The sequence below is a fragment of the Plantactinospora sp. KLBMP9567 genome, from assembly GCF_033446045.1.
Taxonomy (GTDB): Bacteria; Actinomycetota; Actinomycetes; order Mycobacteriales; family Micromonosporaceae; genus Plantactinospora.
On sequence record NZ_JAWQRR010000034.1, the window covers coordinates 39,321 to 64,705 of the forward strand.

The 25,385-nt window shown below is 68.3% G+C and carries 23 protein-coding genes and 2 pseudogenes; 15 read left to right on the top strand and 10 right to left on the bottom strand.

Annotation, left to right across the window (positions count from 1 at the left end; genetic code table 11):
* Positions 1 to 6: 6 nt before the first annotated feature.
* Together R6Y94_RS25330 and R6Y94_RS25335 are read right to left on the bottom strand one after the other, a co-directional pair.
* The gene (locus R6Y94_RS25330) at positions 7 to 1,584 is read right to left on the bottom strand and encodes a site-specific integrase (protein WP_318398354.1); all 1,578 of its coding nucleotides are present in this window, start codon (positions 1,582 to 1,584) and stop codon (positions 7 to 9) included.
* Positions 1,581 to 1,835, bottom strand: a pseudogene (locus R6Y94_RS25335) (site-specific DNA-methyltransferase); the annotation flags it as partial. The pseudogene R6Y94_RS25335 and the gene R6Y94_RS25330, both read right to left, overlap by 4 nt.
* 311 nt (positions 1,836 to 2,146) lie before the next feature.
* Here R6Y94_RS25335 and R6Y94_RS25340 point away from each other — a divergent pair.
* Together R6Y94_RS25340 and R6Y94_RS25345 are read left to right on the top strand one after the other, a co-directional pair.
* Positions 2,147 to 2,839, top strand: a complete 693-nt coding sequence (locus R6Y94_RS25340) for a response regulator transcription factor (protein WP_318398355.1) — start codon at positions 2,147 to 2,149, stop codon at positions 2,837 to 2,839.
* Positions 2,836 to 4,287 (top strand): HAMP domain-containing sensor histidine kinase, encoded by a 1,452-nt coding sequence (locus tag R6Y94_RS25345; protein WP_318398356.1) that lies wholly within the window; start codon positions 2,836 to 2,838, stop codon positions 4,285 to 4,287. The genes R6Y94_RS25340 and R6Y94_RS25345 overlap by 4 nt, the downstream gene beginning before the upstream one ends.
* Positions 4,288 to 4,557: 270 nt before the next feature.
* Here the strand turns inward: R6Y94_RS25345 and R6Y94_RS25350 are convergent, their stop codons facing one another.
* From R6Y94_RS25350 to R6Y94_RS25360, 3 genes and pseudogenes are all read right to left on the bottom strand, one after another.
* Positions 4,558 to 6,639, bottom strand: coding sequence for an MMPL family transporter (locus R6Y94_RS25350; RefSeq protein WP_318398522.1), 2,082 nt, complete (start codon positions 6,637 to 6,639; stop codon positions 4,558 to 4,560).
* A 160-nt stretch (positions 6,640 to 6,799) separates the two neighbouring features.
* The gene (locus R6Y94_RS25355) at positions 6,800 to 7,018 is read right to left on the bottom strand and encodes a hypothetical protein (RefSeq protein WP_318398536.1); all 219 of its coding nucleotides are present in this window, start codon (positions 7,016 to 7,018) and stop codon (positions 6,800 to 6,802) included.
* A gap of 30 nt (positions 7,019 to 7,048) precedes the next feature.
* Positions 7,049 to 7,307: pseudogene (locus R6Y94_RS25360) on the bottom strand (transposase); the annotation flags it as partial.
* A 124-nt stretch (positions 7,308 to 7,431) separates the two neighbouring features.
* Here R6Y94_RS25360 and R6Y94_RS25365 point away from each other — a divergent pair.
* Both R6Y94_RS25365 and R6Y94_RS25370 read left to right on the top strand, forming a co-directional pair.
* A complete protein-coding gene (locus tag R6Y94_RS25365) occupies positions 7,432 to 7,869 on the top strand; it encodes an IS3 family transposase (protein WP_318398357.1) in 438 nt (145 codons plus the stop codon).
* A gap of 463 nt (positions 7,870 to 8,332) precedes the next feature.
* Positions 8,333 to 9,562 carry a monooxygenase gene (locus R6Y94_RS25370; RefSeq protein WP_318398358.1) on the top strand — a complete coding sequence of 410 codons (1,230 nt, stop codon included), beginning with the start codon at positions 8,333 to 8,335 and terminating at the stop codon, positions 9,560 to 9,562.
* 238 nt (positions 9,563 to 9,800) lie between these two features.
* On the opposite strand, the gene R6Y94_RS25375 is transcribed toward R6Y94_RS25370, so the two are convergent.
* On the bottom strand, positions 9,801 to 10,466 hold the full coding sequence (locus R6Y94_RS25375; RefSeq protein ID WP_318398359.1) for a response regulator transcription factor: 666 nt from the start codon (positions 10,464 to 10,466) through the stop codon (positions 9,801 to 9,803).
* A 556-nt stretch (positions 10,467 to 11,022) separates the two neighbouring features.
* Between R6Y94_RS25375 and R6Y94_RS25380 the strand changes: the two genes are divergently transcribed.
* On the top strand, positions 11,023 to 11,247 hold the full coding sequence (locus tag R6Y94_RS25380) for a hypothetical protein (protein ID WP_318398360.1): 225 nt from the start codon (positions 11,023 to 11,025) through the stop codon (positions 11,245 to 11,247).
* A gap of 372 nt (positions 11,248 to 11,619) precedes the next feature.
* On the opposite strand, the gene R6Y94_RS25385 is transcribed toward R6Y94_RS25380, so the two are convergent.
* Positions 11,620 to 11,946 carry a hypothetical protein gene (locus tag R6Y94_RS25385; RefSeq protein ID WP_318398361.1) on the bottom strand — a complete coding sequence of 109 codons (327 nt, stop codon included), beginning with the start codon at positions 11,944 to 11,946 and terminating at the stop codon, positions 11,620 to 11,622.
* Between the two features lie 259 nt (positions 11,947 to 12,205).
* Here R6Y94_RS25385 and R6Y94_RS25390 point away from each other — a divergent pair, with 259 nt between their 5' ends.
* On the top strand, positions 12,206 to 12,619 hold the full coding sequence (locus R6Y94_RS25390; protein ID WP_318398362.1) for a hypothetical protein: 414 nt from the start codon (positions 12,206 to 12,208) through the stop codon (positions 12,617 to 12,619).
* Positions 12,620 to 12,712: 93 nt separating this feature from the next.
* Here R6Y94_RS25390 and R6Y94_RS25395 read toward each other — a convergent pair whose 3' ends face one another.
* Positions 12,713 to 12,997: a hypothetical protein gene (locus R6Y94_RS25395; RefSeq protein ID WP_318398363.1), complete on the bottom strand. Its 285-nt coding sequence runs from the start codon at positions 12,995 to 12,997 to the stop codon at positions 12,713 to 12,715.
* Between the two features lie 653 nt (positions 12,998 to 13,650).
* Here R6Y94_RS25395 and R6Y94_RS25400 point away from each other — a divergent pair.
* The 3 genes from R6Y94_RS25400 to R6Y94_RS25410 all read left to right on the top strand — a co-directional run bounded on the left by R6Y94_RS25400 (position 13,651) and on the right by R6Y94_RS25410 (position 17,829).
* The gene (locus R6Y94_RS25400) at positions 13,651 to 15,723 is read left to right on the top strand and encodes a serine hydrolase domain-containing protein (RefSeq protein ID WP_318398364.1); all 2,073 of its coding nucleotides are present in this window, start codon (positions 13,651 to 13,653) and stop codon (positions 15,721 to 15,723) included.
* 73 nt (positions 15,724 to 15,796) lie between these two features.
* On the top strand, positions 15,797 to 17,137 hold the full coding sequence (locus tag R6Y94_RS25405) for a sensor histidine kinase (protein ID WP_318398365.1): 1,341 nt from the start codon (positions 15,797 to 15,799) through the stop codon (positions 17,135 to 17,137).
* A 47-nt stretch (positions 17,138 to 17,184) separates the two neighbouring features.
* A complete protein-coding gene (locus R6Y94_RS25410) occupies positions 17,185 to 17,829 on the top strand; it encodes a response regulator transcription factor (protein WP_318398366.1) in 645 nt (214 codons plus the stop codon).
* A gap of 674 nt (positions 17,830 to 18,503) precedes the next feature.
* On the opposite strand, the gene R6Y94_RS25415 is transcribed toward R6Y94_RS25410, so the two are convergent.
* The gene (locus R6Y94_RS25415) at positions 18,504 to 19,781 is read right to left on the bottom strand and encodes an IS701 family transposase (protein WP_412102882.1); all 1,278 of its coding nucleotides are present in this window, start codon (positions 19,779 to 19,781) and stop codon (positions 18,504 to 18,506) included.
* A gap of 151 nt (positions 19,782 to 19,932) precedes the next feature.
* On the opposite strand from R6Y94_RS25415, the gene R6Y94_RS25420 reads away from it, so the two are divergent.
* The 5 genes from R6Y94_RS25420 (at position 19,933) to R6Y94_RS25440 (ending at position 23,699) form a co-directional block, all read left to right on the top strand.
* Complete coding sequence (locus R6Y94_RS25420; RefSeq protein ID WP_318398367.1) at positions 19,933 to 21,138, top strand: hypothetical protein; 1,206 nt, start codon at positions 19,933 to 19,935, stop codon at positions 21,136 to 21,138.
* Positions 21,139 to 21,151: 13 nt separating this feature from the next.
* Complete coding sequence (locus tag R6Y94_RS25425) at positions 21,152 to 21,358, top strand: hypothetical protein (protein WP_318398368.1); 207 nt, start codon at positions 21,152 to 21,154, stop codon at positions 21,356 to 21,358.
* Between the two features lie 373 nt (positions 21,359 to 21,731).
* Entirely contained in the window at positions 21,732 to 22,175 is a 444-nt protein-coding gene (locus tag R6Y94_RS25430) for a hypothetical protein (protein WP_318398369.1), read from the top strand.
* Positions 22,176 to 22,597: 422 nt separating this feature from the next.
* Positions 22,598 to 23,125, top strand: coding sequence for a winged helix-turn-helix domain-containing protein (locus R6Y94_RS25435; RefSeq protein WP_318398370.1), 528 nt, complete (start codon positions 22,598 to 22,600; stop codon positions 23,123 to 23,125).
* Between the two features lie 16 nt (positions 23,126 to 23,141).
* Positions 23,142 to 23,699 (top strand): transposase, encoded by a 558-nt coding sequence (locus R6Y94_RS25440; protein WP_318398371.1) that lies wholly within the window; start codon positions 23,142 to 23,144, stop codon positions 23,697 to 23,699.
* Between the two features lie 195 nt (positions 23,700 to 23,894).
* Here the strand turns inward: R6Y94_RS25440 and R6Y94_RS25445 are convergent, their stop codons facing one another.
* Entirely contained in the window at positions 23,895 to 24,254 is a 360-nt protein-coding gene (locus R6Y94_RS25445) for a nuclear transport factor 2 family protein (protein WP_318398372.1), read from the bottom strand.
* A gap of 86 nt (positions 24,255 to 24,340) precedes the next feature.
* Between R6Y94_RS25445 and R6Y94_RS25450 the strand changes: the two genes are divergently transcribed.
* Positions 24,341 to 25,192, top strand: a complete 852-nt coding sequence (locus tag R6Y94_RS25450) for a helix-turn-helix transcriptional regulator (protein ID WP_318398373.1) — start codon at positions 24,341 to 24,343, stop codon at positions 25,190 to 25,192.
* The last annotated feature ends 193 nt before the right edge of the window (positions 25,193 to 25,385 follow it).

The window sequence follows — 25,385 nt, forward strand, 5'->3', positions numbered from 1 at the left end:
TTCGTCCTAGGCACCGAACACCACCTGGACGTCGGCCGGGTCGTAGCCAGGGCTGTAGGTGGTCTGCGGCCGGGGCTGGCTGTAGTGCTCGGCGAGCTTGTCGAACAGCTCCTCGACCCGGGTGACCAGGTAGCGGCCGGTGACGCGGATGTCGGCGTGGCGCAGGATCGACTGGACCTCGGTGAGGGTGAGCTTGCCGCCGTTGGCCATCCGGGCCGCTGCCGTGTGGCGCAGGTCGTGCAGCGTCCAGTTGGTGCCGAGCCGCTGATTGGCCCGCTGGAGGATGCGCCGCAGCGCGGAGTACGTCAGCGGCTGGACACGACCACGCCGGGTCCGCCATACCGGCTCGTCGGCGGGCGGGATGCCGTGCTCGTGGAGGTAGCTGACCAGGTAGAGGAACGCCTGCGGCGACGCGGGGATCACCTGGCGTAGCCGGGTGCCTTTGGAGATCACCCAGATCCGTTGGCCGGCCCAGTCGATGTCGGCGAGCGTCACGCCGAGCAGTTCGGCGGCGCGGGCACCGCTGGAGACGAAGAACTCCATCAACGCCCGGTCGCGGTCACAGCTCATCGCCGCGAACAGCTCGTCCCACAGCGTGTCCGGGATAGAGCGGGGCGGCTGGTCGGGCACCCGCTGCCGCAGCCGTGCCCGTCGGTGCTGCCGGGTGACCTCCAGCGGACTGCGATGTGCCAACGCGCGCCGGCGCTGCGCGGCGGCCGGGACCGGGTTGACGACCGGCCCCTGGCCGAAGTGCGCGTGGTAGGTGTAGAAGCCGCTGACGACACTCAGCGCGTGGTTGATGGTCCGCGGCGCGTAGCCGCGACGAAGGCTCGCCTTTCCAGTCCGCGGGTTGACCGCGCCCGGCTCGGACGCGTCACCGGCCGTGCGGCGACGCTGCGGGTTGTCCGACGCGCGTAGCCACGCCGCCAACACCGCAACCTCGGTCTCGGTCGCTTTCTCCCACGCCACCTCCAGCAGCCACAGCAGCCGGAACCAGCGCAGCAGACCGAAGCCGTAGCTGCGGCAGGTCAGCGGGCTGCAATCGCCGATCGCCAGATCACGCAGGTAAGCGGTGATCGGTTCAATCTCGACGCCAGCAGCGTCAACGACAACGACCGGCGGGTGCACTCGGTCGCTCAGCGCGAGCGAGCCGACGTTGGGAAGGCCGCACCGGCCCTCTACGAGCAGACTCCGTAGGTCCACACCAAACTCCTTGATCACAGGCAGGAACACTGTGACCAACGAGGGATAAATGGTGCAGATAACACAACATTGCCGTCGGGCCATGCCCCGCTCGCCGCGCGGGCCCAAGGTGAACAGGGGCATCGAGGCGAAGCGGTGCGCCGGGTCGAGCGCGTCGGCCCGGATGTCTCCGGTGCTGACGCGCACGACCTCGATCCCGGCCCGTTCGGCGATACCGGTCAGGCGGTTGAGATGTCCGTAGACGGCTGAGGGTTCCCAGCGCGTGTCGGCGAAGATCGCCGCGTCGAATCGTGGAATCCTGCCATGGGCGGCCAGCAGCAGGAGCGTGGAGCTCTGTACTCCGGCGCCCAGGGACAGGTAGCGGTGGGTGAGTGCGGTCACGCAACCACCCCGGTTCCTTCTTCTTGCGACGCCCCCTTGGCGAAGATCAAGACGTCTTCGTGGGCGATGAGATGCATCGGCACCCCGGACGAGCAGGCCTTGCGGACCTGCTGGAGCTGGAAGAAGCTGGGGCGGGCGACGAGCTGCCCGTCGCGGACGGCCGCGAGCAGCGCGACGCACCGCTCGATCGGGACGAGGCCAGCGCGGAGGCCGGCGGCGATGACGGCGCTGGGCAGGTCGACCAGCTGGCCCGGCTGGTGAAGGCTCGGGGCTGGCAGCAGCCGCAGAAGGCTCGGGGCTGGCAGCAGCCGCAGGATGATGAGGGTTGGGCGCGGGAGCCACCTGGGGACGCCGAGCGCCCGTGACCGGCGTGGAGGATCTACTGTCTGGTTGCCGGGTGCGATGCTGGTCATCTGGTCCTCCCCCTGCTCATGAGCCGACGGTGGGTTAGGTATCCGTAAGAGCGCGGTCCCCAGCGACGCGCTAATCCTGGCCTCGGGTTGATCGGGGACAATGAGCGGCAAAAGCATCGACTGTTAGGGGGCGGGCCGGCGTGCGGATCATGATCGCGGATGATGACGCGGCCATCCGTGAGTCGCTGGAGCGGGTGCTCCAGGTCGAGGGTTACGACACCCGCACCGTCGCCAACGGTCTCGCCGTGCTCGACGTGGTCGGTGGGGCCGGTGGGGTCGGTGGTGACGCGTTGGATCTGCTGATCCTCGATGTGATGATGCCTCGCCTCGGCGGGTTGGAGACCTGCCGGCGGTTGCGGGCGGCGGGTCGGGATCTGCCGGTGCTGATGCTGACCGCCCGGGATCAGGTCTCCGACCGGGTCGCGGGGCTGGACGCGGGCGCCGACGACTATCTGCCCAAGCCGTTCGCCACCGAGGAGTTGCTGGCCCGGGTCCGGGCCCTGCTGCGCCGCCACACGCCGACCGACGGGGAGTCGCAGATCCTGTCGTTCGCCGACGTCCGGCTCGATCCCGACAGGTTCGAGGCGTGGCGGGGCGGGCGCCCGCTGCATCTGACCCGGACCGAGTTCTCCCTCCTGCAGGTCCTGATGCGCAACGCGACCCGGGTCTTGACCCGAGACGCGCTGTTCGAGGCGATCTGGGGCTTCGACATGAGCACCACCGCCAACAACCTCCAGGTGTACGTGAGCTACCTGCGCCGCAAGATGGAGGCCGAGGGTGAGCCGCGACTGATCTACACGCTGCGCGGCTTGGGGTACACGTTGCGGGAGACTCCCCCGTGAGCAGGCCCGCCGGCCGGGAACCGCGACGGCTGACCCGATGGTGGCGCCGGCGGTCCCTGCGGACCAGGCTGACGGTGATCGCGGCGACGGCCATCGCGGTCAGCGTGTTCGTAGCCTTCCAGGTGGCCAGCGAGCTACTGGGCTGGGAGCTGCAGGACACCGCCGAGAATCAGCTACGCGCCGACTCCCGCGTCCTGGCGACGGACGCGGAGCGCGCCGGTCTGGCGCAGGTCCAGCTACCGCCGTATCCCGGATCCGGTCGGCTGGTGCGGGTCATCCTGCACGACGGCTCGATCCGGACGCCGGCCGGTCAACCCGCGCTGCCTCCGGTCAGCGAGGACGCCGGGCGCGTGGTGCAGGGCGGGTTGGCCGACCTGATGGAGTCGAACGACAGTGACGAGGACGGCTACCTCATCTACACGCTGCGGGCGGGCGGCGGCGCGGTCCAGGTGGCCCGCGTCGCCGACGACAGCCCGATCAACCGGTTCGGGTTGGGCATGCTGCTGATCGGGCTGCTCTGTGTGGCCGGGGGTGCCCTTGTCGGGCGGACCGTGGCGCGGACCGGGCTGGCGCCGATCGACCGGCTGACCGCCGCCGCGGTACGTGTCGCGCACACCCGGGATCTCGACGCCGACATCCCGGATGAGGGCGGTGGGGAGATCCGGCGGCTGATCCAGTCGATCAACGACATGCTCGCCGCCCTCCGGGACTCCCGGCGGGCGCAGCGGCTGCTCGCCGAGGACGCCGCCCACGAGCTGAAGACCCCGCTCACCAGCCTGCGAATCAACGTCGAGCTGCTGATCCGGCTCGATCGGCGCGGCACCCTGGACAGCGCACTGCCGGCGGAGAGCCGGACCCGGCTGCTCAACGATCTCGGCGCCCAGGTGGCCGAGTTGAGCACCCTTGCCGCCGAGTTGACCGACCTGGCGCGCGGTGACGTCAGCGACGAGAGCGCCGAGGTGCTCGACCTCGCCGACGTGGTGGTGGCCGCCGTGACCCGGGCGCGTTCCCGTGCGCCCGACATCGAGGTCGCGCTCGACGTCACGTCCGTGTGGGTGAGCGGGCGTCCCGCTGCGCTCCAGCGGGCGGTGCTCAACCTCATCGACAACGCCGGGAAGTGGTCTCCCGCGGACCAGCCGGTCCAGGTCCGGCTCGTCGCCGAGGGCGCGTCGGCGGTGCTCGAGGTCGACGACGCCGGGCCCGGCATCGACGCCGCCGACGTGCCGCGGGTGTTCGACCGGTTCTACCGTGCCGACAGCGCCCGGGCGCTGCCGGGATCCGGCCTGGGGCTGTCGATCGTGCAGCGGGTCGTCGACGCCCACGGCGGCCGGGTCACCGTCGCCCGGTCCGCACGCGGTGGCGCGCTGCTGCGGGTCAGCCTTCCGGCCGCGGCCCCGCCCGCCCCGATCGCGCGGCTCACTGCCGGGGAGGACACCGCAGTGCGCTGAACCGCCCCGGCGGCGCGGCGCAGGACGAGGGACGGCGGCCCTCGAGCATGGCCCCGCGCGGCTCACCGTCGGGGCAGGACACCACGGTGCGCCGACCCCAGCCCCGGCCGCACGGCGCAGGACTAGCGGCCCACCACCGGGCAGGACACCGCGATGCGCCGACCCCAGCCCCGGCGCGTGGCGCAGGACCAAAGGGGCGGCGACCGTCGGGCCCATGAAAGATCCGGGACGGGCCTGAGCCCGTCCCGGATCTCGTCCGTGCCGCCGCGCTCACCGTTGCAGCGCGGGCTCCTTATCGTCCACGAGCGGCCGTTGACCGTCCGGCAGCTCCACCGGTCGGGACAGCCGGCTCGGCCACCACATCCGCCGGCCGATCAGCAGCGTAAGGGCGGGCACCAGGACCGACCGCACCAGCAGGGCGTCGAGCAGCACGCCGAAGGCGACCAGGAACCCGACCTCGATCAGCATCACCAACGGAAGTGAGGCGAGGACCGCGAACGTGGCCGCGAGGACCAGGCCTGCCGAGGTGATGACGCCACCGGTGGCCGAGAGGGCTTTGAGCATGCCCTCTCTGGTGCCGAGACGCACGGTCTCCTCCCGGGCCCGGCTGGCCAGGAAGATGTTGTAGTCGACGCCGAGCGCCACCAGGAACAGGAATGCCAGCAGCGGCACCGAATAGTCGACGCCCTTGAACCCGAGGATCGTTTCGAAGACGAACACGCTGCCGCCGAAGGCCGCGGCGAATGAGACGATCACGGTCGCCATCAGGATCAGCGGGGCCACGATCGCTCGCAGCAGCAGCCCGAGGACGATCAGGACGACGGCGAGCACCAGCGGGATCACCAGCTTCTCGTCGCGGCTGGTGGTCACCTCGGTGTCGAGGTTCTCCGCACTCGGCCCGCCGACGATCGCCTCCGCCCCGTTCACCGCGTGCACGGCGGTGCGCACCCGCTTGATCGTGTCGTACTCCGCGGTCGTGTCCGGCGCGTCGGTCGGGAACACGGAGATGTCGGCCCAGCCTCCGCTGGTCTGGCCCGGGATGGCCTCTGCCACGCCGGGAGTGCGCTTGACGATGTCGAGCACCCGCTCCTGGTACGCCGGCCGCGTGAAGATCGTCATCGGCTGGCCGCCGAGCTCCGGGAAGTGCTGGCGGAGAACGGTGAAGCCGGTGACCGACTCCGGCGCGGACAGGAACTGGTCCTGCTCCCGCAGGGCGCCGGTGTTGCCCGCCAGCCCGATGGCGAGAACACCCAGGATTCCGAGCGAGCCGAGCGTCGCCACCCACCGGCGGCGGCTGATGGCGGTGCCGAGCCGTCCCCACAGCCCCGGCTTCTCCTCCACCGCCGCGCTGAACCGCGGGATGGCCGGCCAGAAGATCCGCCTGCCGAGCACCACGAGCACCGCCGGGAACAGCGTCAGCATGGCCACCAGCGCGCACAGGATGCCGGCGGCGCCGATCGGGCCCAACCCACTGGTGCTGTTCAGGTCGGCGACGAGCAGGCAGAGGAGGCCGGCGATCACGGTGGCCGCGGACGCGACGATGGCCGGCGCCGCGCCGCGTAGCGCGTGGACCATCGCGACCCGGACGTTCTCGTGGTGGTGCAGTGTCTCCCGGTACCGGGCGATGAGCAACAGCGCGTAGTCCGTGCCGACGCCGAACACCAGGATCGTCAGCAGCGCCGAGTTCTGGTCGTTGACCACGATGCCGAAGCCCTTGACGAGCAGGTAGACGGTCGCCATCGCGGTCAGTGCGGCCGCGCCCACGGCCACGAGCGGGATGAACCACAACACCGGGCTGCGGTAGGTGAGGATCAGCAGGAGCGTGACGACGACGACAGTGGTGAGGAAGACCTGCAGGTCGATGCCGTCGAAGACGGCGTCCATGTCGCCGTCGACCGCGGCCGGGCCGGTCACGTCGAGTTCCAGGCCGGCGGGGCGGTCCTTCGCGGCCTCACGCAACGGGCCGACGATGGTCTCCGGTCCGCCGTAGGCCGTGCTCACGTCGAGGGTGAACAACATCGCCTTGCCGTCGGTGGAGGGCATCGTGGGTGGGCCCTCGCCTTCGCCGTCGCCGCCGGGCGCGGTCGTCGCCTTCGGCGGGTACCGCTTGGCAAGGGTGTTGTAGTGGCGCTCGACCGTCGCGCGGTCGGCGTCGGTCATGCCGCCGGCGCGGTGGTACACGAAAACGAACGTGTTGTCCTCACCGCCGGGGAGGCTGTCCTCCAGCACCGCCACCTTGGTGGACTCGGCACTGGCCGGCAGGGTGTCCACGGCTCTGTCGGTGGTGACCGAGCTCAACTTCCCACTCAGCGGCACCATCACCGCCGCCAGCGCCACCCACAACCCAATCACCAACCACGGCACCCACCGGCCCGCCAACCGACCGGCCGGCGCTTTCCCGGGCGGCGCTGCGTTGACTGCCATCACTATTAGCCTCCTACATACGGGTTACATCGCTTATCTGGTGCCTGCTTCGTACCGAGCGAACCTGAGACGACTGTTAAAACGGCGCTCAGGCCGGTTGGCCGAACCAGGTGCCCAGCGCACGCACCAGCGTGGTGGCGTCGAGGTCCTGCCCGAAAGGCAAGGCCCAGGCGACGCAGCCGTCGGGCCGGATCAGCAACGCCCCGCGGCGGCGGGGCCGTCGAACTCCACTGCGGACAGCCAGACTCACCCCGAGCCCGTGCACGTACACGCCGTGCGGCGTGTAGTGGAATCCTGGCCACACCATGTCGACCACCGCGCGCTGAGTTCCCGGTGGTTTCGGGTGGAGGTTCCGAAACCCGCGACGGACCCGCGCCGGAGTGAGCCTGCCCTGTCGCGCGGGTGGTTCCCAGGGACGGCGTAAATCGTCGGTCAGGTGCCGGGCGAGGCGTAGCTGGGTGTGCGCGGCAGCCGAGGGCCTGTTTGATCATGCGAAAGGTGTGTTCCAGGTCGAAACGGCGCAAGAATGCCTGCCAGAGCCGGTCCACGTCGTCGGGTGCGGCGCCGGTGCGTGACGACCACGGCCAGACCGGTTTCGAGATACTCAAAGCCGCGAGCGCGTTTCGCTGCGGAGTGCGACCCGACCCGGCAACGGTCATGAGGTTCATCGATGAACACCGTGACCAGTTCGCGGTCGCTCCCCTGCTCAGGGTCCTAGACGTGGCCGAGTCGACCTCCTACCAGTGGGTCGAGCAGGCCGAGCGGCCGTCTGACCGGGACCTGGTCGACCTCGGGCTGATCTCCAACATTCACCAGATCTGGGAGGCGTCCGGCCGCACCTATGGCGCGGACCGGGTGCACCGGCGGCTGCGCCGCGACGGGATCCGGGTCGTCCGTAAGCGGGTGGAGCGGCTGATGGCTGGGCAGGGCTGGCAGGGTGCGTTCCTGCGCCGGGACTGGCGTGGTGGCTCCACCCGGCAGGATCCGTGGCACACGCCGCCGGATCTGGTCAATCGCAACTTCACGGCAGCGGTCCCGAACCGGCTGTGGGTCGCTGACGCCACCGAGCACCTGCTCAGCGACGCCGGCGTCGACATGGCGGACCTGGTAGAGGCCGCGCCGACTGGTCGGAACAACGAGGAACACGGGGCAGCCTGAGTTCCTCGATCGGGGATGCCCGCACGCTACGTTAGCCTTCGGAATACCGAAGACGAGCAGGTAGGAGTTGCTCAAGTTACACAAGGAGGAACCCGTTCGGCGGACACGGCCTTCTTGTCCACAGGCTGTGGACAAGCTCGATGCTGCGGCGGTTGTTCGCTGCCCAGCGCGACGATGCGCTGTTGGCGAAGCCTTGCACGGCCCCAAGCATCGACGCCCAGGCGTCGAGACCGGCATGGCTCTGAACGCGATCGGCGGTTCCAGTTGTAGCTGGGAGTTTGGCTCCCGTCCATCGCCGACGGACTTTCGTGGGCGTGACTTCGGGCCTAGTTGCGACGGGCCTTGATTCTCGTGCGGGTGTCGAACGGCGCTCCGGAGAGTAGTACCGTGGTACCACCTCCCTCCCGATGATGACGACCGCAGTACGACGAAACAGGACGGAATCGGGCCTAGCGTTCAGGCTATGAGGAAACCTGACAGCCCACTGTGGAGGTTCGGGGCGGCCACCATGGCGCTGGCGACAGCGCTCGCTGTCGTCGCCGCCTGCGGGTCGGATGCCGACAAGAGCGATGCGCCCGCCGCGGCCGGCTCGCACAGCGCGCACGCGGGCGGGTCGTCGGCTCCACCGCTGCCGCTGCGCGCCGGTGAGCGGTTCGTCGACCTGAAGATGGCTGAGGCGTACACGCCCGCGCCGCCGGAGGGCGGCGGCACGGACGAGTACCGGTGCCAGGTGATCGATCCGGGCCTGACCAAGGCGGCGTTCCTGACCGGAACCCAGTTCACGCCGGAGAACGTCGCCATCGCGCACCACGCCATCGTGTACGCGGTGCCGCCGGGCGGCGCTGCCGCGGTGCGCGAGCAGGACGCGAAGACTCCCGGCCCCGGCTGGCAGTGTTTCGGCGGGACCGGCGTGGACGGCGCCGACGTGGAGGGCGACGACGAGGGCGCCGACCCGGGCGCGGCGTGGGTGGACACCTGGGCGCCGGGCGCCACGGAGACGCTGCTCGACCAGGACGCCGGCTTCAAGCTGGAGCCGGGCAGCCTGGTCATCCTCCAGATGCACTACAACCTGCTCGCGACCGACGGCAAGCCGGGCGGGTCGGACCGCTCGGCGGTGCGGCTGCGGCTGACGGACGGCACGCCGCAGACCCGGGAACTCGAGACGTGGTCGCTCGACGCGCCGATCGACCTGCCCTGTGCCGCCGACGGGTCGGGTCCGCTCTGTGACCGGGCGGCCTCGATCGCGGACGTGACGAAGCGGTTCGGGCCGGATGTCGGCGAAATGGCGGACCGTCAGGTGGAGGAGTGCAACCAGGGCGGCGCGCCGAAGCCCGGTGACACCCAGACCTGCGATCACGAGGTGGAGGAGCCGGTGACGCTGTTCGCCGGTTTCGGTCACATGCACATGCTCGGGCGGGCCTTGAAGGTCGAACTCAACCCGGGCACGCCGAAGGCCAAGGTCGTGCTGGACGTGCCGCAGTTCGACTTCGACAACCAGCGGATGGTGAAGCTGCCGTCGCCGGTGGAGATCGGTCCGGGGGACACGCTGCGGGTGACGTGTACGCACGACGCGGGGCTGCGCAAACGGGTGCCGCAGCTGAGCAAGCTGCCGCCGCGCTACGTGGTGTGGGGCGACGGCACCAGCGACGAGATGTGCATTGGCATCATGACGGTCTCCCCCCGCAAGTCCTGACGAAGCGTCGAACGTGTGTGAGCTCACTGAGGTCAACAAGCCGAAAAACAGCTCTGAGCTCACACACGTCCGCGCTGAACTCACACCCGTGCGGCGTCGTGGCGGTCGGACGGGCGGTGACGTGGGCGGCTGCACGCGGACCCGGCAGCGGAGCGGTCGATCACGCGGAGCGGATCGGCCCGGAGCGGTGCGGCTGGGAACCACGGTCGCGCCCCCGACGGACGCGCGAGATGAAGCGCTAAATCGGCCGGGTGAGTCTCAGGTCGTAAGCGAGGATGACGGCCTGGATCCGGTCTCGTGCGCCGATCTTGGCGAGGACCCGCCCGACGTGGGTCTTCACCGTCGACTCCGACACTGTGAACCGTTGCGCGATCTCGCCGTTGGTCAGGCCGTGGCCGATGGCGACGAGGATCTCGTGCTCGCGTCCGGTCAGGGAGTCCAGCCGGGGATCCTCCCGCACGGGCCCGCAGAGGTCATCGTCGAGCCGGTCGGCGAACGCGTCGAGCAGCCGCCGGGTCAGCGCCGGCGCGATCACCGCGTCCCCGGCGGCGACGGCCCGGATGCCGGCCAGCAGCTCTTCGGGGCGGGCGTCCTTGAGCAGGAAGCCGCTCGCCCCGGCCCGCAGCGCGGCGAGCGCGTACCGGTCCACGTCGAACGTCGTCACTACCAGGATCCGCGAACGCCCACCGGCGGCGACGATGCGCCGGGTGGCCTCGATCCCGTCGACGCCCGGCATGCGGATGTCCATCAGCACCACGTCGGGATGCAGCTCGGTGATCCGCCGAACGGCCTCGGCGCCGTTCTCGGCCTCGCCGACGATCTCGGTGTCGGGGGTGCTCTCCAGCAGCATGCGAAACCCGAAGCGCTGCAGCGGCTGGGCGTCCACCACGAGCACAGTGATCATGAATGGCTGCCTTTCAGGGTCGCGTGGACGGCCCAGCCGCCGTCCGGTGCGGGGCCGGCGCTGACCGTGCCGCCGTAGAGGGCGGCGCGTTCGGCCATGCCGGCGAGGCCGAGACCCGCGTCGCCCGGCGATGCCTCTTCATACCGAGCGAACCTGAGACGACTGTTAAAGCGGCGCTCAGGCCGGTTGGCCGCCGGCGCGTGCCCTTCGCGGCGGTCGAGCGGTGGCAGACCCGCTACCTTCCGGTCTTCGCGGTCTGGGCCTGGGCCGTGGTGCTCGCCTTCCCGCCGCTCTTCGGCTACATCTGATTCCAATCTCGACACATCCAGGGCTTCCGGCTGGACCCGACGCTTAACGCGGCCCGGGATCATGTCCAGCAGCCTCGCTGGACCCGTACCGGCACACACCGGCGTGAGGTCGATGATCACGGTGAGGTACTTGTCCCCGCGGCGGGTGTGGCGCCACACTGCCGCGCGGGTCTCGTGTGATGCATGAGGCCGAGATCCGACGGGTTTCGGTGTCCTGTCGGATGGCCTTGACGCCTGGCATCAGCCTCATGGCTGTTGACCCTGCTGCGCTGCACGGTGATCATCAGGCGATGTTCGCGGCGTTGCCGGCGGATAGCACGACGATAAGCAACCCGAACCTGCAGCGTCGGCTCGGCTGGGACTCCGACCGCTACTTCCGGGCACGTGACGGGCTGGTCGACATGGGCCTGGTCGTGCGGGGTCGCGGCCGTGGCGGTGTGGTCCGCCGACTGCTGCCCGAGACAGTGAGCTGATCTCAGCGACGCGAATGTGTTGCTTGGGTGCGACACGGGCGAAGGTGTCGGAATGGGATGGGATCAGCTCACTGGACTAGACCATGACACTCGAACGGGAGACCACCTACGCCGGCTACGCCCGAGCCGCCGTACACGCCAAGACCCTCATGGCGGAGCATTACGCCCGCGGAGACACCGACGAGTTCGATGACTCGCACAGCCCAGCGATGATCAGTGCTCGTCCAGTCGCTCCAACGAGCCCATCTCATCGGTTCGTACCCGGCGGCGGTGATCACCTCGGGCCGATGACGGGGATCGCGGGCGTGCTCGCGATGCCACCGCGCCCATCCGACGAACGACTGCTTGGCATCACGATTCCACTTGCCGGGGTCACGCTCCTCGAGCCGGTGCCAGCGGCACCTGGTCGTCGACGTCGATCAGGCACGCCGCGATCCCGTCGAGTTCGGTCGCCGAAGGACTCGCCAGCACCTCGCCCAGGGGCGACTGCCCGGCCAGCAACACGTCGATGCCCCGCGCTTGGTAACGCAGGAAACGCTGGATCCACTCCTCCATGCTGCGCTGACGCCATCGGGTGTCCGCGCCGTCAGGAACGCCGATTTCGTCGAAGTCGTGCACGATGAGTCCTTCAATCTCCGCAGACGCCCACACCACCGTGCTCTTTCCAGAGCAACTCGAACCAGCGACCGTCAGCAACATCCCGATAGTTTGCCAATGATTCTGTCCGAGGCACGACCGCATTCCCAATGTGGGCACCGACTTCGACGGCGGGCCACGGCAACATCCGCTGGGGCCGCCACCAGGCGCGCCACGCCAGCCGGAGACGTCATGCTCCGTGGGTGGCCTCCGGCGGCGGCCGACGTCCTGAAGTGTCGATGAGCGCACACCCGATCTCGGTACGGGTTGCTTCGTTGAGGACTTGGTCGACGGACCGGCGGCTGTGGGGCACCATATGCCCATGAGCTTCGATCTCGTCGTACTTGCGGTCGACCCGAGCGCGACCGATGTCGCGGTACGGGCTATGGCGGAGCGCTGCCGAAGCCTGCATCACCCCGAGGGCGAACTGGACGAACGCATCGTTGGGTTCTACGAGAACCTCCGCGTCCACTACCCGGATTTCCCGCCGTACGCACACGACTCCCCGTGGATGGACATGCCGCTAAATGTCGGCATCGACCACGTCAGCATGCATCTGAGCTTCAGTGAACGCAGCACGCCCGCGTTGCAGTTGATTGACCGACTCGCCCGCCGATACGACCTCATCATCTACGATCCTCAGGGCGACGAGGTCACGCGACCTACGGACGTACGAGCGCCGATGGATCCCGCGATCGTGGCGTTGATCGAGGAATTGCGGGCGCCGGACCGTTGACCGCCAAGTGGCCCCGACAGGCTGGATGCGGACGACGCAAAAGATCTTGACTTACGGATTTGCCGCCTTCCGGGCGTGCTGACCAGCAAGCCGTCACGCGCTGTCCGAGTACCAGATCCGCTCGAACTCGGCACCCGTGATCTCGAAGCCACTCCAATCCTCATCCGAGTCGTAGAGACTGGCTTGGCCGAGGCCTCCGTAGCGGTCTTCGCCTGATCCGGGCCCATAACGAAGGACATGTCCTGCGTCGTACACCTCGATCTGGCGGACGGGCCAACCGTCATCGCCAACCTCGAAATACCAGAGCGAGCGGCCCCGGTCGTCGAACTCATCGCCTCTGGTCTCGTTCCAACGCCGGCGATAGAAGCGGTTCGGCACGGCGACAGACTACTCTCACGCGGCATCCTATTCTGCCGCGATCCGATCGATACGTAGCGTAGTCACGCCTCGACGGTGGCCGCCTGGTCGGACGTGCCGACGAGGCTGCATCGTCAGACCCGTAGTCCGATGATCTTGCAAAGAGTGACGGAGTCTGGGGACGTCCCAGTTGTGCTCGGCTGGCCCGGCCACATACCCGCAGGTCCCGCTGTACGTCGAAGGTCGTGGATGTCCGTTGTCATTGTGCGACTGGCCGAAATCCATCCGGGTCCGGAAACGTCCGTGACAGTTCCTCGGTGTCCGAGCACCCGTGGTGCCGCCACTTGTTGCCGGCGTGCGCGCCGTGTCATGTTCCCCGAACTCTCCCGGTGCCGCCGCGTGTCGGTGCCGTCGATGGTGCGTCGTCCCGCGCTGGATCGGACGTAGGGTCGAGGTCAGGAGGTACGGCAATGGCGAGGTCAACAGGCGCGCCGGCTGGTTCGCGGTACGCCGATCAGCGGCACTACGTCGTTGCCGCGAGCCTGGCCGATCTGCGGGGCCGGTCGGCGGTATGGTCCGGCTTGATCGCTGGTTGAGCCTCCTACTTAGGTCGTAAGTCGAGTGTGGTCCTGCGCCAGATGGCGCGGCGGCGCCGCTGCAGCAGGCTTTCGGGTATGAGCCAGAACGATGCACCAGAGCAGACTCCTTCCCGGTCGTACCCGTCCCGGCCGGCATTCCGCCTGCGGCGTCTCGGTGCCGCCCTGGCAACCGTGGTCGTCGTCGGGGCGGCCGTCGTCGGCTGCGGTGCCGGTGCCGCGCAGGAGCCGGCCCCGACGAGGGACGCCCCGGCAGCAGCCGTCGAACCGGGCGTGCTGAACGCCAGCGACGTGAACGCCTGGCTCGACGAGATGCTCCCGGCCGCGCTGGAAGCCAATGACATCGCCGGGGCAACGGTCGCCGTCGTCAACGACGGTGGGACCGTCACCACCCGGGGGTACGGCCACGTCGACACCGGCGGCGAGGGCACCGAGCCGGTGCCGGTCGACCCCGAGCAGCACCTGTTCCGGATCGGATCGGTGTCGAAGCTCGCCACCGCCACCGCCGCGATGCAGCTCGTCCAGGACGGCCGCGTCGACCTCGACGCCGACATCGCCGGCTACCTCGATTTCACCATCCCCCGCAACTTCGACGAGCCGATCACCCTGCGGCACCTGCTGACCCACACCGCCGGCTTCGAGGAGCGGATCGCCGGCCTCATCGGCAAGGAAGGCACCCAGGCCGACCTACGCGACGCTCTGGTCACCGACCCGCCGGAGCAGATCTACCGGCCGGGCACCGTGCCGGCCTACTCCAACTATGGCAACTCGCTCGCCGGATACATCGTCGAACGCGTCAGCGGCATCCCGTTCGAGGAGTACGTCGACCGTAACGTCTTCGACCGCCTCGGCATGACGTCGTCCTCCTTCGCCCAGCCGCTCCCCGCCGACCTGGCAGGCCGCGTTTCGAACGGGTACGACAACGCGTCGTCCCCAGCCGGGTACTTCGAGATCGTCGGCACCCCGCCCGCCGGGTCGATGAGCGCCTCGGCCCCGGACATGGCCCGCTTCATGCTCGCCCACCTGGGCGAACCGGTCGGCGACACCCCGATACTGGACAAGCCGACGCTCGACCTGATGCACCAGCCAGCGCTCGACGCCACCACGCTCGGCACCCTCGCGGGTGCACCCCGGATGACCCTCGGGTTCTTCGACGAGAGCCGCAACGGCCGGCGGATCATCGGCCACGGCGGCGACACCCTCTACTTCCACACCCACCTGCAGATCTACCCGAACGAGGGCGCCGGCCTGTTCATCTCGCTCAACAGCACCGGTACGTCGTCCCTGGCCAACCACCAGCTTCGACAGAAGCTGACGAAAGCCTTCGCCGACCGCTACTTCCCGGCGGTGCCCGGCGCGGCGGCGAACAACGTGCCGGCGACCGAGCTGGCCGCCCCGACCACCGACGCCTCGGGCACGGCCGAGCGGGCCGCGATGGCCGCCGGCACCTACGAAAGCTCCCGCGCGATCGAGAGCAACTTCCTGACCCTGATCGGCCTGTCCGGGCGTACCACGGTGAGCGTCCGCGATGACGGCCGGCTACTGCTTGAACCGCGTCCGATGTCCGATTCCGCCGCCGTCTACGAAGAAATCGAGCCCTGGGTCTGGCGCGAGGTGGGCGGGCAGGAAACGATCGCGATGCGAGCGGTCGACGGCCAGGTCGAAGTGATCGGTTTCGACTCCGCGTTCGCCCTGGTGCCCGTCGAGACCGCCCGCAGCACCTATCTGGCCATCCCGGTGATCGTCGGCTCGGTGGTCATCCTCCTGCTCACCGTCCTGGCCTGGCCGATCGGGGCGATCGGTCGCCGGCTGCGGCGACGGGCACCACGTGATCGGGCTGGACGCACCGCGCGCATCCTGAGCCGCGTCGCCGTCGGCTGCGCCCTGCTCGCGGTCGGTGGCTGGGTGGGAAGCCTGGTGCTCATCATGGGCCTGGAGGATCTCTCCACCGTCTCGTTGCGGAACGTGCAGGTGGCCCAGCTGATCGGCCTGCTCGGGGTGATCCCCGCAGCGGTCCGGCTGGTGGACGACGTCCGCCGGCGGGTCGGCTGGTCGCGGACCGCCGGCAGCGCCCTGGTCCTGCTGGCCCTCGCCGGTACGGGATGGTTCGCCGTCGAGTTCATGCTGCTCTCGCCGAACATCTCCTACTGACGGTTTCGACCGATCCCTTCCCGACCCACCCCTCCCGATCCGTCTCGATCTACGAGCAGAGGATGCTGACACGGTGAACGATCACATCGGGGGCGGCCCGGTCACCGCCGAGCCGACCGATCCGGCGGACCAGCCCCGGCTGACGAAGCGGGTGGACGTACTGCTCGCCAACCTCGGAGTGACCGGGCCGTTCGCCCGGGACTGTCTGCTCGCGGCCTGCGTCGCCGGGCTGACGTTCACCTTGATGGCAGTCCCGTTCTGGGTCGTGACGCCACCGGGCGAAATCGTGCTCGACCCGGTGCAGGCCTGGCTGCTCGTCGCTCTCGGGGTAGGGCAGGCGCTGCTGCTCTGCCTGCGCCGGGTCCGCCCGCTGCTCTGCCTCGCCGGTATCGTCGGCCTTCAGGTCGCCATGATCGCCCTGTCCCCAACAGACGCGACGATCCGGGGGCTCGCGCCGTTCGTCGTCGCGTACACCATCGGGGTTCTGCTGCCGGCCAGGACGGCGTTCGTGCTGGTCGGCGCGGCGGTGGCGGTCGAGGCGACAGCGGCGTTCGGCATCGCCGCCGTGACGACGCCGGACCTTCTGCTGTCCGCTGCCGGCCCCGCCGGGTCGAGCGCGCTGTCCAATCTCGCCGCGGTCGTCGTCGGCAACTACGTGGCGACCCGCCGACGCTACATGCAGCTGTTACGCCTGCAGGCCGCCGAGGCGGTCCGGGCCCAGCAGGCGAAGGTGCAGGCCGCGATCGGCGCCGAGCGCGCCCAGATGGCTCGGGAACTGCACGACGTCGCCGCCCACCACCTATCCGGCATGGTGGTGCAGGCGGCGGCGGTCCACCTGCTGATCGACCGGGACCCGGACGCGGCGAAGGCCGGCGTGGCCTGGCTCCGGGCCCAGGGCAAGGAAACCCTGGAAAACCTGCGGCTGGTGGTCGGGGTGCTGCGCGGCACCCCGGCCGACGGCAACGGCGGCGGCGACAAACCCGGCCACAATGGCGAAGGGAGCGTTCCGGTGCCAGGGCTGGCCGTGCTCGACAACCTGGTCCGGACCGCTCGGGACCTGGGCACGCCGGTCGAGTTCGTGGGCGAGGGGTGGCCGCGGCCGGTGCCGCCGATCGCCGACGTCGCTCTCTATCGGATGGTGCAGGAGTCGCTGTCCAACGCGCGGCAGCACGCGCCGGGCGCGCCGGTTCTGATCACGCTGCGCTACCTGCCGCGGGAGGTATCGCTGGCGGTGGTGAACGGTCCGCCAGCGCGGCGTCCCGAGCCGGCGGCGCGCACCAGCAGCGGAGTCGGGCTGATCGGCATGCGGGAACGGGCGCAGTTGATCGGCGCACGTTTCGCGGCCGGGCCGACGACCGAAGGCGGCTGGTCTGTCGCAGTGACGCTGACATCAAAGGGAGGTGACCCGTCGTGACCGGTTCTGGGACTGAGGCTGAGGCTGGCGCTGGGACGATCCGAGTAATGCTGGTCGACGACCAGGCGGTGGTGCGGGCCGGTTTCCGGGTGCTCCTGGCGCAGGCGGACGACATCGAGGTGGTGGCGGAGGCGTCCAGCGGATCGTCCGCGGTGGCGGTGGCTGCCCGGCTGCGTCCCGACGTCATCTGCATGGATGTCCGGATGCCCGGCGGTGATGGGCTCACCGCGACCCGCGAGATCCTCGCCGACTCGCCCGAGTCTCCGCCAGCCATCCTGGTGGTGACCACGTTCGACCTCGACGAGTACGTCTTCGGCGCACTCGAATCCGGGGCCAGTGGCTTCATCCTCAAAGACTGCGAGCCGGAGGACCTGATCGACGCGATCCGTCGGCTGGCGAACGGGTACGGTCTCGTCGACCAGGTCGTGACCCGCCGGGTGATCTCGGAGTTCGCCCGGCGGCGACCGGCGGCACCGCCCGAGTCCGCGGCGGCGCACCAGCTCACCCCGCGCGAAGCCGAGATCGTACGGTTGCTCGCCAAGGGTCTGTCCAACAACGAGATCGCCGAGGAACTCTTCATCGAGACCAGCACGGTCAAGTCACACCTCGGGCGGGCGATGACCAAGATCGGCGTACGGGACCGGGTGCAGACCGTGGTGTGGGCGTACCAGAACGGGTTGGCCCCGAGCTGACAGTCGGTCGAGGACGGGGAGGGTGACGCCGGCGTGCAGGTAGAACCTGTAGATCGCGTCCCGCAACTCCCAGGCGACCCGCGCGGTCGCCGGCAAGACCCCGGTCAAACGCACGACGTAGAGGACGAACCAACGCTCGCAGCCGAGGAGCGGGTTGTGAGGCGGTACCGCCTGCTCGGTCGAATGGCGACCCGCTACGGACGCAAGGAGAATCAGGGCACGGTGAGCCGATACGACGCCCGACTCATGCGGGCCGTGCTACACCGCCTAGCCTGCCCTGCCCGGCTACGTCATCTGTGAGCCTGTACGACAAGTACGCCAACGACGGCAAGGGCAGGCGCTACCAGGCAATCCACGCCTGACATCCGGCCTCGTATGGGGGCTACCTCGCCCGAGTTGCCTGGGCGCTGCCACGCGAGCCAACAGGATTGACGATCAAATATTCCATGTCATCTAATCGACAGACGGTCCACTTTGCGGAAGGATGCCCTCTAGCCTCTGCGCGTGAGCATCCTGAGTCAGATCATCCCGGGGATCCGTGACGCGCGGACCCCGTCAGCTATTGGTGCTCTGTGGGCCATCATTGTTTGGCTTGCCTGTTCCTTTGCCCCAGCAGAGGTGTGGGAGAAAGAGTTCTTTGCGACGGTAGCTAGTACGGCAGCCGCCGTTCGTGATCATGGGTGGAGTTCGAGGGTGAGTCGGCGGGCGTAGTGCGCTCGCCGGGCTCGGGCCTGGTGTCGCCGTCGCCATAGTGACCAGCGCAAACGGTGGGCGATGCTGCGGATCGGCGTGTTGATCAGGACGTTGATCAGGCGGCGGATCTCGTTGACGGTCAGCCGGATCATGTCGGTCTGGTCGGGTGGCTGGGGTGTTGCGGCGGCGCAGATCGCGAGGATGGCCAGGGCGGCCAGGGCCAGGGTGGTGAAACGGTGCCAGGACTGCCAGCGGCGGACCTGGTGCTGGTCGAGGCCGACCTGCCCTTTCGCGGCCTGGAACGATTCTTCGACGGTCCAGCGGATCCCTGCTACCCGCACGAGTTGGGCAATGGTGACCGGGCCGGGCGCCCAGCAGCGGTAGAACGCCAGCTCGCCGGTCGTGGTGTTGCGGCGGATCAGCAGACTGTGATGCCCGCCGTCGTCGGGATCGTTGTCAGTGGTCACGTCGGCGAGCCAGGCCCAGTCGTAGAAGCGGGGGCCTTTCGACCCGTCACCGGCGCTGCGTCGGGTCCACGTCGTGGCCGGGAGTTCGGCGGCCACCTGGTCGGCGCGGCGGCGGGTCTTGCCGCCGTCGAGGGGCACGAGGTGGTCGCGGGAGACCGCGAGGACGTAACCGAGACCCTGTTTGCGCAGGCGTGCGCGCAGGACGGTGTTGTTGCCGTATGCCTCGTCCGCGGCGACCCACCGAGCCGGTACCCGCGCCTCAACCGCTGCGGTGATCATGTCGTCAGCCAGCCGGGAGCGGGTCGCGAACCCGACGCTGTCGGGGACACCCGCCTGTTCGCAACGTTCACGGTCACTGGTCCAGGACTCGGGCAGATAGACCCGTCGGTCGATCAGGGTGTGCCCGTGCCGGCCGGCGTAGGCGAGGAACACGCCGACCTGGGCATTCTCGATCCGGCCCGCGGTGCCGGTGTACTGGCGCCGGACGCCGACCGTGTGCACGCCCTTCTTCAGGTCACCGGTCTCGTCGACCACAAGGACGCCGTCGGGGTCACCGAGCCGGTCGACCACGAGAGCACGTAGGTCGTCACGGACCAGGTCAGCATCCCACCTCGTCCGGTACAGCAGCCGCTGCATCGCGTCCGGCCGGGCGTGGCCGGCCCGCTCGGCCAGCTGCCAGCACGTCTTGATCTCGATATCGGTCAGCAGCGCGGTGACGAACCCGGCCGCCGCCCGGCGCGGCTCCACTCGCGCGAACCGGCCCGCGAAACAGCCGATCACCTGGTCCGATATCTGCCGCCACCGGGCAGCGTCTACGCTATGGCCCGCGGCCACCGCTGCTTCGAATGTTGTGTCCACAACGCACAGACGATCATGCGGTGGCCGCACCTGTTCCGGCAGGACCCGAGGTCACCTCACGAACGGCGGCTGCCGTACTAGTCAGGTGGGTAAGCTGCCGGTCGAGGTGCTGATTGGCGCCGTGGCGTTCATCGTCTACCTCGTCGGTGTTGTGATGCAGTCGATTGGTGAGGCAGTCACGCGCTTCGCCATGCCTGCGTTTTTTGCGGTCTGTGTATTGCTGGCGCTTCTGGCGATAGTCCAGGTTCTCGCCGAAGCGATCGTTACGCTAGCCGCGATCGCTACCGTGACTCTGATCTTTGCCTCGTTACTTCGGCGCCGCCGGCTCAAATCTAGCGGCTTCTGGACAGTGCTGGAGGACACGGCTGTGGAATCCGCGCGGCGGATTTCCATTCATGCGGAGCGCGCCTGGCGTGGGTACCGCACGTCCAGAGAGAATCACCAGGCGATCTTCGAGGAGCTTACCCTTGAGGCGCTCGAAGAGTATTACGACGCGAATCCGACGTTCCTAGAGGAGAAGGTGCGAGAGCTGACGCATTCGTCACTTCATCACGCCGCACTAGCTGTCGGCCTCACCCTTGAGGAGGTGTATGCGGAGGTTCCACAGGACGAACCGTTGCCGCCTAGCTTGAAGTCTCTAGCCGACTTACGTCAACACCTCGCAGATCCGGATAGGTACGATAGCGGCGTTCGACTGGCACTGCTCAAGAAGCTCAATCGGGAGCGGGACGCCCGCGTGGCGCTGACGCAGGTCCTGGAACTCTCAGCGTATCGGGACTGGTTGCGGCGGCGTCTTGAGCAAGCGGACCATGAACTGAGGTCTGCGAAGCCGGAACTCTACCTCGACTATGACCGGATGCGCGCAGAAGGTGAGTTCAGGTCAGGAATCTCATTCCCCTTGGCTGCACTGATTGCAATTGCCGCCTACAAGTGGCACCTTCTGTTCAATACGCACGGCCCCATGCAGATACTGTGGGCGCTACTCGTGTTCGCGCTCGTGGTCTGGGTCGTGGTGAACAACGCGGGATCCCTGCAGCAGGACAATGCCAGGCGGCTGTTGTACTCCGCCGTACGGAACAAGACGATCCAACTATCGCAAGAGTCGCCATTCGGGGAGCCGATATTCGTGTTTCGTCCGCCGCCCGAGGTGAGACGCTCACCGACGATTGGATCTGCGGTTAGGCGACGGATTCGCTCCATCGTCCGCAAACCGTTGCAGCGAGTCTTTCCCGAACTTTCTCAGGACAACAGCCAACCACCCGCTCCGGCGCCGCCATCCTTGCAGAACTAACCGACACGTCAGGATGTCGCCGTCCGACCTCGTCGCGACTGTGCCTTTGCCTGCTGGCGAGGTCAAGCCGGCGATCTGTCGCGGGTTCGCCGACCGCTACTCCACCCAGGCACTACAGGTGATCCAGCGGCTCTTCGGCTTCATCGAGGTGGACCCCCCTCACGAGCCGGAAGGCCGCGCGGGCGCACCGGAAGCAGCGGCGGCCAGCTCCACGGACTGAGGCAGGACCGGTCGGACCCAAGACGGAGAACGAGGTGGGGGGGGGGGGGCCCCCCCCCCCCCCCCCCCCACCTCGTTCGGAGTAAGAAACATGCCCCTTTTGCGTTTCCAAACCCGGTGTCGGCGTGCAAGGGTCCACATGACGACGGAGCTCCGGATGGCCGACCTGAGTTCCCCTCGTCATTCAGGTGGGGTGCTCCGTCCGGCTACGCTCGGTTACCCCATCGCAGGCGCGCGCCCGGATCGCGGCATGACAGGACGTGTAGCGCACGCAATCATGATCCATAATGGCTAGCGTGCAAACCGCCCCCACCGGCGCAACACCTCGTCGGACTGTTCACCGGCGGCTGCGCTCGCTGGCTGCCCTGGAATTGATGAACATCCCACTGCAAGGTTGGGTATGGTTCGGCCTGGTCGGGCTACCCGCTACGGGAGCCAACCTGGTCGGCTTCGGCCAGTTTGCGCTACTGCTGATCGAGGGCGCCGCGTACTGGGTGGCCAAGCTGCATCAGATAAGCGTTCGCCGAGGACACCTTCCGGTGTTGGCGGCCTTTCGCGCGGCCCGCATCGTCAACCCGCTACTCCTGGCCGCTGGCCTCGTGGCCACTGGACAAGCCGCCGCGATGGATCCTGGGCGCACCTCCTGGCCAGGACTTGCCTTCGCACTGTTCGCAGTCCTGGAGCATGTCAACTACTTTCACGTCCAGCTCATGCATGACACGCCCGCAGACCTGCGCCGACTGCGGTCGGTCGGGCTGCGTACCTCACACCTCGCCCGCGACATCGCGCGGTCCGCGGCCGATACATCTGTGCGATAAAGACCTGACGTCACGAAGGACCGGGGCGACCGGCACACCGGGACTGTCTCGCGAACAGCACCTCTCTGTGTCATCCATGAAGGAGTGGGGTCGGTCAAGTCGGGGGTTTTGGGCTGGTTGGTTCGGTGTTGAGGGTGGGCGTGGGCATGTTGGTGTGCCGCCTCCTGTTCGGTGGCGGTGATGGTGTGGGGTGTGGTCGTGTTCGCCAGGTTCCGGGTGATGCCGGAAGGGCAGGCCGAGGGCTCGGCTGCCGGTCATCCATCCGCCCCGCCAACGGGGGCATGGTGATTTACGACCGTGACCGGACGGAGCCGTTCGTGTTGCGGTCCTCGGTGACGCTTTGCCTGACGCGCGGTCGGTGGCTACTTACAGCGGTTGAATGGCTGGGGTCTGGTCCGGTCGATCGGATGTGATCAACCACTATGGACGGCTGGTCGGTGTCGGTCTATGCCTGTGGTGTGAGGTACGCCGATAGTGGTGGCCTGTCCGCTGCGGGACGGGCCAAACGGGAACAGGTACGGATGCAGGCGGCGCGGATGTTCGCCGTGGATGTGCCAGTGACGCAGGTCGCGGCCCGGTTGCGGGTGTCGACGAAGTCGGTCTACCAGTGGCGGCGCCGCTGGCGTGCGGGTGGGATGACCGCCCTGGCCTCGACCGGGCCGGGTGGAAACGTCTCCCGGCTCTCGCCGGATCAGGTTCTGCGGCTGCGGGCCGAGTTGGACCTCGGCCCGGCCGCGCACGGCTGGACCGAGGACCAACGGTGGACCCTGGCCCGGGTCGCTACGGTGATCGGCCGGCTGTTCCACGTCTCCTACACCCTGCGTGGCGTGTCCTACCTGCTGCACCGCATGGGCTACACCCCTCAGGTGCCCAAACACCGGGCCGTCCAGCGGGATGAGGACGCGATCGCCGACTGGCGGGCCACCACCTGGGCCAAGGTACGAGGCTAGCGGCGGCGACCGGAGCGTGGATCGTCTTCGAGGACGAGGCCGAACAGACGCTGCGCCCGCCCAGGGCCCGCAAGGGCCACACACCCGTCGTGCGGGTGTCGGGCAGGGCTCGGGCCGGGTCTCGATCGCCGGACTGATCTCCTACAAGCCCGGCCAGCGCGGCCACGTCTTCTACCGCCTGCGCGTCCACCACAACCGTAGGGGCGAGCGCCGCAGCCTGTCCGAGGACGACTACGCCACCCTGATCACCGCCGCGCACCACCGGCTCCACGCCCCGATCATCCTGATCCGGGACGGAGTCAACACCCACACCAGCACCGTGATGCGCCAACTCACCGCCGCCCGCCACCGGTGGCTGACCGTGGTCCAGCTTCCCGCGTACGCACCCGACCTCAACCCCGTCGAGGGCCTGTGGTCAACGATGAAGTCCAGCCTGGGCAACCTCGCCGTCACCAGCGTGGACCACCTCGCCGCGATCATCCGCAACCGACTCAAACGCGTTCAGTACCGACCCGACCTGATCCCCGGCTTCCTCACCCAGACCGGACTCAACCTCGAACCGGAACCGCTATGACCGAAACAGACCCCAGACTTTCAACCGCTGTAGCTTGCCCGGCTCGCCACCAGAGGCATCAGACACGAAGTGCGACCACCCCGGCCAGCCCGGTGCATAACATCGACGCTGACAGCTGGCGTATCGGCACTGACACAGCACCGATCATGCCGTTCATCTGCGGAAATACCAATGCACGCAGGTACGGCTGGAGTACTAGGACGGCTCGGGAACCGGCTGGACGACATCCCAGTGTTCGACGATCTGGCCGTCCACCAGCCGCCAAATGTCGACCACAGCGACACCGCGCTCGTCGTCGCGGGTGGCCATCCGGTAGTGCACGACGACGTGTTCTTCGTCGGCGACGATTCGCTTCAGCTCCAGCTTCGCATCCGCGACGGGCGCGGTGGCGATGAAATCGACGAACGCATCCCGGCCAGAAGGGTTGCCCGGGCTGTGCTCGATGAAGTCTTCGTGCAGCAGGGTCCGCAGCACCTCGATGTTGCCGGCGGCGAACTGTTCGAACCCGTGCAGCACCACGCTCTTGTTGCGCTCCGCAACACTCACATCAGTCATGCGGTGACGATCGCAGCCGCACCTCGCGTTGTCGATGACATCACTGGTAATGGCGGCAATGGCGGCATCGGAGTAATACTCGCCATGTGTCTGATCCCGAGAGCGTCGGCCACCAGTTGCGCAGGTGGCGTCGGCAGCGCAACCTCAGCCAACTCGACCTGGCCATTCGAGCCGACATCTCGACCCGGCACGTCAGCTTCGTGGAAACCGGCCGCACGATACCCAGCAGCGGCATGGTCCTGCGCTTGGCCGAGCACCTCAACGTGCCGCCGCAGGGGCGAAACCGCCTGCTGGTCGCCGCCGGACACGCTCCGATCTTCCGGAGCCGGCCACCCGACGACCCAGACTTCGAACGGGTACGCGCAGCGCTGCGGCGGATCCTGCGAGCCCACGAGCCCTACCCGGCGGCCGCGCTCGACCACCGATGGAACGTCCTGCTCGCCAACACGGGCTTCGACATCCTCCTCGAGCAGGCCGACCCGGACCTGCTCCGAGCACCGATCAACCTGATGCGGCTCGGCTTCCACCCCAAGGGCCTCGCACCGCGCATTCGCAACCTCGCGCAGGTACGCGCACACCTGCTGCCCAGACTCCACCGCCAAGCCGCGCAAACGGGAGATCGGCGTCTTCACGAGCTGTACGAGGAACTGCGATCCTACGGACCGCACGAGGAGCCGCAGCCGCCAGACCTGTCCGACATCGCGCTGCCGATTCGCCTGGACCACTGCGGTGTCGAACTGTGTTTCGTCAATACCATCACGACCTTTGGGGCCGCATTCGACGTCACGCTCGATGACATCGCGATCGAGACGTACCTGCCCGCCGACGATGCGACTGCGCAACACTGTCACCAGTTGGCCCGAGCGCACGCATCCGCCGGAACCCATTCGGGCACTCCGACGCGAACAGCGATCGGCGGACTACCAGATCATATGTAAAAGGGTCTGTAGATCAAACGGCTCTGCCTTACGATTAGCGGTAACAGACAGTAGTGGCGTCGCTCATGCCACTGTGACGCTCTGAGGGCCAAGGCGTTGGGTGGCCGGTCCTCCGGCGGAGGGCTTCATCGGAAATCGGCTGTCCCTATTCGCTCAGATCATATCGGTTTGGGGCGCATCGCTGACCGGGCAC

What these genes read in the sequence shown, in the direction of transcription:
- R6Y94_RS25340 (WP_318398355.1), top strand. Translation starts at nt 2,147, where the DNA reads ATGATCGCGGATGATGACGCGGCCATCCGTGAGTCGCTGGAGCGGGTG.
- R6Y94_RS25410 (WP_318398366.1), top strand. Translation starts at nt 17,185, where the DNA reads ATGCTGGTCGACGACCAGGCGGTGGTGCGGGCCGGTTTCCGGGTGCTC.
- R6Y94_RS25435 (WP_318398370.1), top strand. Translation starts at nt 22,598, where the DNA reads ATGGACGGCTGGTCGGTGTCGGTCTATGCCTGTGGTGTGAGGTACGCC.
- R6Y94_RS25385 (WP_318398361.1), bottom strand. Translation starts at nt 11,946, where the DNA reads ATGTTGCTGACGGTCGCTGGTTCGAGTTGCTCTGGAAAGAGCACGGTG.
- R6Y94_RS25380 (WP_318398360.1), top strand. Translation starts at nt 11,023, where the DNA reads ATGGCTGTTGACCCTGCTGCGCTGCACGGTGATCATCAGGCGATGTTC.
- R6Y94_RS25375 (WP_318398359.1), bottom strand. Translation starts at nt 10,466, where the DNA reads ATGATCACTGTGCTCGTGGTGGACGCCCAGCCGCTGCAGCGCTTCGGG.
- R6Y94_RS25425 (WP_318398368.1), top strand. Translation starts at nt 21,152, where the DNA reads ATGTCGCCGTCCGACCTCGTCGCGACTGTGCCTTTGCCTGCTGGCGAG.
- R6Y94_RS25370 (WP_318398358.1), top strand. Translation starts at nt 8,333, where the DNA reads ATGAGGAAACCTGACAGCCCACTGTGGAGGTTCGGGGCGGCCACCATG.
- R6Y94_RS25445 (WP_318398372.1), bottom strand. Translation starts at nt 24,254, where the DNA reads ATGACTGATGTGAGTGTTGCGGAGCGCAACAAGAGCGTGGTGCTGCAC.
- R6Y94_RS25390 (WP_318398362.1), top strand. Translation starts at nt 12,206, where the DNA reads ATGAGCTTCGATCTCGTCGTACTTGCGGTCGACCCGAGCGCGACCGAT.
- R6Y94_RS25430 (WP_318398369.1), top strand. Translation starts at nt 21,732, where the DNA reads ATGAACATCCCACTGCAAGGTTGGGTATGGTTCGGCCTGGTCGGGCTA.
- R6Y94_RS25355 (WP_318398536.1), bottom strand. Translation starts at nt 7,018, where the DNA reads ATGGTGTGGCCAGGATTCCACTACACGCCGCACGGCGTGTACGTGCAC.
- R6Y94_RS25400 (WP_318398364.1), top strand. Translation starts at nt 13,651, where the DNA reads ATGAGCCAGAACGATGCACCAGAGCAGACTCCTTCCCGGTCGTACCCG.